This is a genomic window from Endozoicomonas sp. ALB115 (assembly GCF_049310245.1).
Lineage (GTDB): Bacteria > Pseudomonadota > Gammaproteobacteria > Pseudomonadales > Endozoicomonadaceae > Endozoicomonas.
Genome location: NZ_JBLYZG010000115.1, coordinates 1 through 6,715, shown reverse-complemented (window position 1 = coordinate 6,715; position 6,715 = coordinate 1). Strand labels below are relative to the sequence as shown.

General features: G+C 49.3%; 7 protein-coding genes. 5 read left to right on the top strand and 2 right to left on the bottom strand.

Annotation, left to right across the window (positions count from 1 at the left end):
• From ACO6VE_RS23505 to ACO6VE_RS23485, 5 genes are all read left to right on the top strand, one after another.
• The coding region (locus ACO6VE_RS23505; protein WP_422463829.1) for an RHS repeat-associated core domain-containing protein at positions 1-704 on the top strand (704 nt) is incomplete at its 5' end.
• A 3-nt stretch (positions 705-707) separates the two neighbouring features.
• On the top strand, positions 708-1,193 hold the full coding sequence (locus ACO6VE_RS23500) for a hypothetical protein (protein WP_422463827.1): 486 nt from the start codon (positions 708-710) through the stop codon (positions 1,191-1,193).
• 966 nt (positions 1,194-2,159) lie between these two features.
• Positions 2,160-3,536: an RHS repeat domain-containing protein gene (locus tag ACO6VE_RS23495; protein ID WP_422463825.1), complete on the top strand. Its 1,377-nt coding sequence runs from the start codon at positions 2,160-2,162 to the stop codon at positions 3,534-3,536.
• A gap of 8 nt (positions 3,537-3,544) precedes the next feature.
• A complete protein-coding gene (locus tag ACO6VE_RS23490) occupies positions 3,545-3,997 on the top strand; it encodes a hypothetical protein (protein WP_422463823.1) in 453 nt (150 codons plus the stop codon).
• Between the two features lie 40 nt (positions 3,998-4,037).
• Positions 4,038-5,228: an RHS repeat domain-containing protein gene (locus tag ACO6VE_RS23485; RefSeq protein WP_422463821.1), complete on the top strand. Its 1,191-nt coding sequence runs from the start codon at positions 4,038-4,040 to the stop codon at positions 5,226-5,228.
• Here the strand turns inward: ACO6VE_RS23485 and ACO6VE_RS23480 are convergent.
• Entirely contained in the window at positions 5,217-5,867 is a 651-nt protein-coding gene (locus ACO6VE_RS23480) for a transposase (protein WP_422463819.1), read from the bottom strand. The genes ACO6VE_RS23485 and ACO6VE_RS23480 overlap by 12 nt on opposite strands.
• A gap of 82 nt (positions 5,868-5,949) precedes the next feature.
• On the bottom strand, positions 5,950-6,417 hold the full coding sequence (locus ACO6VE_RS23475) for a helix-turn-helix domain-containing protein (protein ID WP_422463817.1): 468 nt from the start codon (positions 6,415-6,417) through the stop codon (positions 5,950-5,952).
• Positions 6,418-6,715: the final 298 nt, after the last annotated feature.

The window sequence follows — 6,715 nt, the reverse complement described above, 5'->3', positions numbered from 1 at the left end:
CAACGCCAAGAGCCATGACGGATCAGGCTGGCAGCACTGCCTGGGCAACCAACCTCACGCCGTATGGTGTTGCGGATATCACCAGAGGTGAAAGCCTTGGGTTTAATATTCGCTTCCAGTATGCGGATAGTGAGAGTGGGTTGTATTACAACCGGTTCAGGGATTATGCGCCGGGTAGTGGGCGGTATGTGCAGGGGGATCCGATTGGGCTTCGCGGGGGGCTGAATACATACGCTTATGCAGGTGGAAACCCCGTAATGTATGTTGATCCGACTGGGGAATTAGGTCTGCCCGGTGCGGCTATAGGTGGCGTTATAGGTGGTGTTATCGGCGGAGTTTCTGCGGTAACTGGTGCCCTTGCTACGGGGGCAGGTTGGCAAAATGCTGCAATTGCAGGTGCTATAGGCTTTGGTACTGGTGCGCTGACAGGTGCTGTTACTGGGGCAACCGGTGGTACTATTGGTATTGGCACATCTGCATTGCTTGGTGGTTTCGGTAACTTAGGTGGTCAAGTATGGGGAAATAATGTTGATAATGACCCCTGTAATAATACGAACATCAATTGGGGATCGGTTGCAGGTTCTGCTATTGGCGGTGGTTGGGCTGCTGGTATTACACGTGGTGCCGGTGCTGTTTCAGGTGCCGTTATTGGTTGGGGACCATCAACTGCTTCAGGTGCTGTTGGCACTGCTTTAGGGCAATAAGCAATGGATCAGAAGTGTATTTGGTTTAATAGGTCGCTAGGGGAAAATGGTTGGCTATACTGGTTTCTTGTTTGTGTGCTAATTTGCCCACTGATTATCGCAGTATTATTTGTTTACTCACTTTTTCAAAGTGGTTATCAATTGTGGGAAAAAGGTATATTCATTATTGGGATTATTTTTTCCCTTTACCATTTCTCGCGTGGTGTTTTAGCTTTGTTTGTTACATCTTTAACGGCAAAAGAATTGGAAACTAAAAGTGGAATCCCTTTGAATTTGAAAACATTTTCAGGGAAGGTTGTTGGGATTGAAAATGCTTCCTTCTGTCGTGATACGGACGGAATTTTGGAAAGGAGTTATCTTCAGTTTTTATTCCCTAAAAATGGTGAACATATTATCGTTGTAGAGAAAAATACAAGTTATTATATATCATCAAGTACAGATAACCATTCTGCGCTTATTGAAGAAATTGGTAGCTTGATAGATAATTGAACAATAATGACCTGGTGAGTAGACCGGCGGAACTTCCCCGCCAGCCCCTCGCAGAACGGTACGTGAACCTCTCGACTCATACCGCTCCCATCAGGCAGACTGACTCACTGACCGAAAACTCACTCGGGTGATACCTGACTTCCATTGGGTATCATTTGCTGAGCCGCAGTACCATGAGTTGCCCTGTTTTCACCCAATACCTCCTCCCATATGTTCAGGTTGTTGATATACCTTCAACAGGTTGCTGGCTACGTCCTTTGCAGGCATCCAGACAAGATCCTCTTTTCAGGCCCACAAGCAAGATCCCTCACATATTGTTGGGTATCACAGAAAACCGCCTGACGCCGCCCCTTCGCTCCACCCCCATTACAGAAGCTTCAACACTACTACGAACGGCTCCGCCCCAGTGCGCAGCATCGGTACTCAAGCCCTTGTGGTTCCGCCACTTGGGAGTCTCCCTTAACATCCGCACGACTGGTTCCCGCAGTTCCATAGGAAAGCCCAGTACAGAGTCATGCCTTCTATACGCCGGACACCGCCTGCACAGCATTCGGAATTCACCTGCAGACTGATCACTGGAGAGGAACGAGCCCCAGCTTTTGATGTCAAAAATGGACCTTTCGAACGCTTCAACGAAGATTCGGGTTTACTCATCTCTCTGTACCATACCTGACGACTCATTGTTCGCCTTTTCCCCAACGCTCACGACCACCACTCTTAATGACAGCCGCTTGAGGTGGTTTGAAGCCTGCTTCCGACAGCCGACTTCGGCGGGCCTACCGCCATCTTTCCTACAGCTTCCACACGTCAGGAGAATTATCCTTCAGACTCCATTGGTGTGCTGCGGCACACCGTTCCCACGGTCTCTGTGGGAATGCATACCTATTAATCACCTACCCCAATGGCCGCACCAGTAGCTGGGATTACGACGCCGCAGGCTAGCTGACCCGCCAGAACTACACCGATATGGCCGGTATCGATTACGGCTATGAATACGACAGCAACGGCCTGCTGACCCGCAGAACCGGCGACGGTGCCGAATGGTCTTACCGGTACGACGCCATCGACCGGCTGGTAGCCGCCACCCACGGCTCTGAAACCTACAGCTACCAGTACTATGCCCTGGGCAACCGACTGGAAGCCGGGCAACAATACGACGCTTTCAACAAGTTGCTGGAAGACCGCACCCACACCTACGAGTACGATGCTGCCGGTAACCTGGTGAAGAAAATCAACAAGGCGGATAACCGCTACCAGGCGTTCAGCTACAACAACCGTGGTCGTATGGTGCGGTTTGAAGACTACCCCGCCGGTGCCACGACGCCAGTGACTATCGCTGAGTATGCCCACGATGCCCTGGGCCGTCGCGTGCTCAAAAGCGTGAACGGCACAGTAACCCGCTTCCAATGGCAGGGTAACAGCATCGTCGCGGAATACGACAGTAACAATGCACTGATCAAACAGTATCGTTATGCACTTGGTTTTGCGCCGCTTCAGTACAAAACGTCGGATGGTGTGTATGATTTGCATGCAGATCAGCTATCAACGCCAAGAGCCATGACGGATCAGGCTGGCAGCAATGTCTGGGCAACCAACCTCTCGCCGTATGGTGTTGCGGATATCACCAGAGGTGAGAGCCTTGGGTTTAATGTTCGCTTCCCAGGCCAATATGCGGATGGTGAAAGTGGTTTGTATTACAACCGGTTCAGGGATTATGCGCCGGGAACTGGGCGGTATGTGCAGGGGGATCCAATTGGGTTGGCGTCTGGCACAAATGCCTACTTATACGTATTGAGTAATCCAAATACTTTTATTGACCCCTTTGGCCTAATCACTGCTAGTGAAGCAGCAACTATAGGTGCCGGGGTTGGAGGAGCGATTGGCGGAGCAATCAATGGAGGCATCACTGGTGGTACAGCAGGCGCTGCAGCTGGAGGGCCTTTTGGAGCTGTGGCCGGAGCAATAGGCGGTGCCGTTGCAGGTGCTGTTGTTGGAGGATCTGTAGGAGTTGTTTCTGCACAATTTGATGCCACGTTAGGTGCCGGAGGCTCTGTCATCCCAGCTGCTGCATCCGGTAATCCATATGCTGTGGGTGGGGCAATAGCAGGTAGTGTTGTAGGTTCAGTAGTTCCTGGACCAGGTGGGCAAATAGCATCTGGTGCAATTGGTGGTGCAATTGGTGGCGCATCATCAGGCGGAGCAACTGCGTGGGGCGGTGCAATTGGTGGAGCTATTGGTGGCTCCGTTGCTAGTGCGTTATGTTACGCTGACCCACAATGTAGAGCTGAACTTGAGGGTGCCTTTAGTGATGTGTTGGGGAATAATGTTTGCCGAGCTGAATAGGACTTTTTATGTTTAAGAAAAACTATTTTCGCCTACAGATAGTAATCATGGGGTTAATATATCTTTTAGCCCTTGCAGCATTTGCAATCACCGTTTTAATTCTTGGAGTCAAGGATATAGAGTGGATTCTAGTTACGAAAATAGTTTTCTTTATTGCATTAATTGTCACGACATTTATATTGATGATTAATCTGCGATGGTATCTAGTTAGTATTGACAATGTTGGAATTAAGCTACCATTCAAAAACCGAATTTCGTGGGGCAGGTTTGAATCATTGCAAATTAGTGGAGGGGGAAGTCTTGCCTTTAAAACTCTCACATTTAAGGGTGAATGTCATGAATTCAGATTGAAGTTATTCGTATTCATTGAGCCTCAGCGTGTTTGTGAATATGTGGCACAAAATTTAAGCTGGGTTTCAAAAGATGGTTTTGTAGGCAAAGCTATAACTTTTGAAAAATAATTTCACCTCGTTCCCACGGTCTCCGTGGGAACGCCTACCTATGGGCCAGATGAAAGACATCAACTACCCCAATGGCCGCACCAGAAATTGGGAATACGACGCCGCAGGCCAGCTGACCCGTCAGAACTACACCGATATGGCCGGTATCGATTACGGTTATGAATACGACAGTAATTGTCTGCTCACCAACCGAACCGGCGACGGTGCGCAGTGGTCTTACCAGTACGACGCCATCGACCGGCTGGTCAGTGCCACCCACGGCGCTGAAACCTACAGCTACCAGTACGATGCCCTGGGCAACCGACTGGAAGCCGGGCAACAATACGACGCTTTCAACAAGTTACTGGAAGACCGCACCCACACCTACGAGTACGATGCTGCCGGTAACCTGGTGAAGAAAATCAACAAGGCGGATAACCGCTACCAGGCGTTCAGCTACAACAACCGTGGTCGTATGGTGCGGTTTGAAGACTACCCCGCCGGTGCCACGACGCCAGCGACTATCGCTGAGTATGCCCACGATGCCCTGGGCCGCCGCGTGCTCAAAAGCGTGAACGGCACAGTAACCCGCTTTCAGTGGCAGGGTAACAGCATTGTCGCGGAATACGACAGTAACAATGCACTGATCAAACAGTATCGCTATGCACTTGGTTTTGCGCCGCTTCAGTACAAAACGTCGGATGGTGTGTATGATGTGCATGCAGATCAGCTAGTAACGCCAAGAGCCATGACGGATCAGGCTGGTAGCACTTTCTGGGCAACTAACCTGACGCCGTATGGTGTTGCGGATATCACCAGAGGTGAGAGCCTTGGGTTTAATATTCGCTTCCCCGGGCAGTATGCGGATGGTGAGAGTGGGTTGTATTACAACCGTCATCGTGATTATGCTCCAAGTTTAGGTCGATATATTCAAAATGACCCGATCGGCCTTCTCGGTGGAGCAAATTCATATGTTTATGCATTAGCTAACCCTGCATTGTATATAGACCCATTGGGGTTATTTGTTAGTCTTTGCGATTTGATCGCAAGAATGCCGGATAAACTAAAAGGAACTCTCTCTGCAGGTCTTGGTGTTGGTTTAGGTGGGTCAGGAACGCTCTCAATAACTGATGATGGAATTTCAGGAGGTGTTTTTGTGGGCTTAGCTGGAGGAGCTAAAGGTTCATGGAAACCTAGCCTGGGTAACCTAGTGCAGCCAAGCGCTAATACCCATACAGAACTACACCTGTAATGGCCGACCTTTATAAGTCCACTTAAAAGGCTTGGCCATTTTCTCATTAAAGAACTCCACAAACTGGTGGAGACGTGCCTTCAGGTCTTCGGTCGATGTAAAACTGTTTCGCTTCAGAAAGCGCCTCACCAGAATCGAAAACCATATCTCTATCTGGTTCAACCATGATGCGTGCTTCGGGGTATAGTGGAACACAATCTTGTGGGACACATCGCTCAGGTAAGCAGCCCGTGTTTTCATGTTCTTGAGAATGCCGGATTTGCCTTTCACTCCCAGCTCTTTTTCCGCTGTACCTTCAATCCTGGCGACAGCCTTGACCGCAGCCTCTGACATATGGGTATTCAGACGATCCATGACAAAATGCCAACCTGCAGCAGCAGGATCACTCATCAGCATGCGATCAAGCCAGTCTGCAAAATCCTGTTCCGTCCGTGTAGCTCTTACCAGAGGAATAATCTTGCCTGTTACCACATCCATGCCTGCCAGCAAGGCCTGAGTCCCGTGTCGTTTATACTCGAACTCACGCTTTTCAATATGCCCGGGCCTCACAGGTTTTCCCGCTGTCAGTGGCTCCAACGCTTGTATACCCGTTTTTTCATCAAAAGATATAGTGCGAACTCCCTGTTCAGCACGTTCCATAGCCTGACGGTACGTGTCGCATACGTCGGTGCTATGTATTTCGAAGGCTTCATCCCGAGGGGTATCAACCCAACCTTTAACTTTATCGGGACGAATATCGGCCTGATTTTAAAAATCGCCCCACCTGTCTCTGCGAGATCGATGGGACGATGCCTTTATCCTGAGCCGCCATAGCCAGTGAACTTTCAGACCAATGGCTGAATGGGTAGCCGTGGTCTTCAGGCTTGTCGCAGGACATGGCGACAATCAAACAGATTTGCTCCTCGGTAAATATTGGTTTTGCACCAGGGCGAGGTGCTTCTTGCAGTTTTTCTAAAACAGTGAGTTCATCACTACGCTCAACCCAATGCTTCCGCCAGCGTGTGACGGTTTCACGGTTACATCCGAGCTCTTTTGTTGTCCCCAAAAGGCTTTTCCCTTCAGCTCCCGCCAATATGATTTTGGCTCTGAGCACTATGGATTGAGAGCTTTTCCGTTGGCGAATAATGAGTTCCAGGTCGTTACGTTGTTGTTCTGACAAAATAATCTGCTGGGTATGCTTTGATGGCATCCTTGCTACTACTGTTCAAAAAAAAATGGATGCGAATCAAAGCATATTTTTGCGTGTATGGGTATTAGCGCTTTCCCGCACTAGATATTGGAGTTAGTAAGAATTGGGGCGGAGAGTCTGGAGCATTCAATTTTGGGACAAAGGTTGAGGGTTCGTATGGTAAAGGTGTGTTAGTTTCAGCATCCGGTGAATTTGGAACAAATGGTGTGAAACTTGAGATTTCACCTGAGATTGGTCTTGGACTTTTTGGGGGAGTCGGTCTTTCCATCAGTGGCCCAGTTCTTGACTGCAAGAAAGA